Raw genomic sequence first — 2,500 nt, 5'->3', positions numbered from 1 at the left:
AGGATCCCAAAACAACCAGGATGTTGGCTTAGAAGCAGCCATCATTTAAAGAAAGCGTAACAGCTCACTGGTCTAAATAAGGGTCTTTGCGCCGAAAATGTACCGGGGCTCAAGCCATGCACCGAAGCTGAGGATGTGGATTTATCCACGTGGTAGCGGAGCGTTCCGTAGGCCGATGAAGGAAGACCCGTGAGGGCTTCTGGAGGTATCGGAAGTGCGAATGTTGACATGAGTAACGATAAAGGGAGTGAGAGACTCCCTCGCCGAAAGACCAAGGGTTCCTGCTTAAAGTTAATCTGAGCAGGGTTAGCCGGCCCCTAAGACGAGGCGGAAACGCGTAGTCGATGGGAACCACGTTAATATTCGTGGGCCAGGCGGTGGTGACGGATTGCGTAAATCGTGAGGACTTATTGGATTGTCCTTGCGGTGAAGCGGTTCCAGGAAATAGCCCCGCCATGAGACCGTACCCGAAACCGACACAGGTGGTCAGGTAGAGTATACCAAGGCGCTTGAGAGAACTGCGTTGAAGGAACTCGGCAAATTGCACGCGTAACTTCGGAAGAAGCGTGACCTCTTCATACGCAAGTATTGAGAGGTGGCACAGACCAGGGGGTAGCGACTGTTTATCAAAAACACAGGGCTCTGCGAAGTCTTTAAGACGACGTATAGGGTCTGACGCCTGCCCGGTGCTGGAAGGTTAAAAGGAGATGTGCAAGCATTGAATTGAAGCCCCAGTAAACGGCGGCCGTAACTATAACGGTCCTAAGGTAGCGAAATTCCTTGTCGGGTAAGTTCCGACCTGCACGAATGGCGTAACGACTTCCCCGCTGTCTCCAACGCAGACTCAGTGAAATTGAATTCCCCGTGAAGATGCGGGGTTCCTGCGGTCAGACGGAAAGACCCCGTGCACCTTTACTATAGCTTTACACTGGCATTTACCAAGACATGTGTAGGATAGGTGGTAGGCTTTGAAGCAGGGACGCCAGTCTTTGTGGAGCCATCCTTGAAATACCACCCTTATCTTCGTGGATGTCTAACCGCGATCCGTTATCCGGTTCCGGGACAGTGTATGGTGGGTAGTTTGACTGGGGCGGTCGCCTCCTAAAGAGTAACGGAGGCGCGCGATGGTGGGCTCAGAACGGTCGGAAATCGTTCGCTGAGTGCAATGGCATAAGCCCGCCTGACTGCGAGACTGACAAGTCGAGCAGAGACGAAAGTCGGTCATAGTGATCCGGTGGTCCCGCGTGGAAGGGCCATCGCTCAACGGATAAAAGGTACGCCGGGGATAACAGGCTGATGACCCCCAAGAGTCCATATCGACGGGGTTGTTTGGCACCTCGATGTCGGCTCATCGCATCCTGGGGCTGGAGCAGGTCCCAAGGGTTTGGCTGTTCGCCAATTAAAGCGGTACGTGAGCTGGGTTCAGAACGTCGTGAGACAGTTCGGTCCCTATCTGCCGTGGGTGTAGGAATATTGACAGGATCTGTCCCTAGTACGAGAGGACCGGGATGGACGTATCTCTGGTGGACCTGTTGTGGCGCCAGCCGCATAGCAGGGTAGCTATATACGGAATGGATAACCGCTGAAGGCATCTAAGCGGGAAACCAACCTGAAAACGAGTGTTCCCTATCAGAGCCGTTGTAGACGACAACGTTGATAGGCCGGGTGTGGAAGCGCAGCAATGTGTGAAGCTTACCGGTACTAATCGCTCGATTGGCTTGATCGTTCTCATTGTTTATGTTCATCGCGAAGCCTTTGGCTTCACGATCAACTTTTTGTCCTCACGGGCGCACCGGACCTTCGGTCCTGCCCTGCGGACGGCGCGCTGCGCGACGCACTAGCGTGCTACGGGGAAGTTCCCCGATAGCGGCTGCTACGGTGCTTCACACAAGCGCAAATACAACAACAGACCTCACGTCCTTGTGTCCTTGCTCCTGCATTGCAGGGGAAGGCCGAAGCCGAAGGCTTCGCAAGGCCGACCGGCCGCCGGCGCGCATGCGCCGCCCCGTCCGGAGCGAAGCGGCGCAAGCCGCGTCAGCGTGAGGACATCAAAAAAGCCCAGCTTCTCGAAAACATGCTGCATTTGGCTGACCTGGTGGTTATGGCGGGGTCCTTAACACCCGTTCCCATTCCGAACACGGCCGTGAAATGCCCCAGCGCCAATGGTACTTTGTCTTAAGACACGGGAGAGTAGGTCGCTGCCAGGTCTGCCAAATGCAGCACAATCTTCTCAATCAAGAACGGCGACTGCCGATATCAAGCCGCCGTAAAAGGCGGCTTTCGTCGTTCTAAAACATCAATAAACAGGGGTGGAGCAGCCCCCGTCGGACCGCAGGCCGAATGGCCGAGAACCGACAAAACAAAATACCGGGCAAGGCCAAGGACCATCCGTCTCAACCCTCAACCCGGAAGCTCAAAATCAACGCGGGGTGGAGCAGCCCGGTAGCTCGTCAGGCTCATAACCTGAAGGCCGCAGGTTCAAATCCTGCCCCCGCAACCA

At 55.2% G+C, this 2,500-nt stretch carries 1 tRNA gene and 2 rRNA genes (1 of these 3 cut by a window edge); all 3 read left to right on the top strand.

Annotation, left to right across the window (positions count from 1 at the left end):
• Window positions 1–1,726 (top strand): 23S ribosomal RNA (locus V6766_RS25345); it begins 1,348 nt to the left of the window's first position.
• A 365-nt stretch (window positions 1,727–2,091) separates the two neighbouring features.
• A 5S ribosomal RNA gene (gene rrf, locus V6766_RS25340) occupies window positions 2,092–2,207 on the top strand.
• Window positions 2,208–2,423: 216 nt separating this feature from the next.
• Window positions 2,424–2,500: transfer RNA gene (locus V6766_RS25335), tRNA-Met, on the top strand.

The sequence above is a fragment of the Martelella sp. AMO21009 genome (assembly GCF_053484295.1).
The sequence above is the reverse complement of the archived record's forward strand: the minus strand, read 5'-3'. Positions and strand labels throughout refer to the sequence as shown.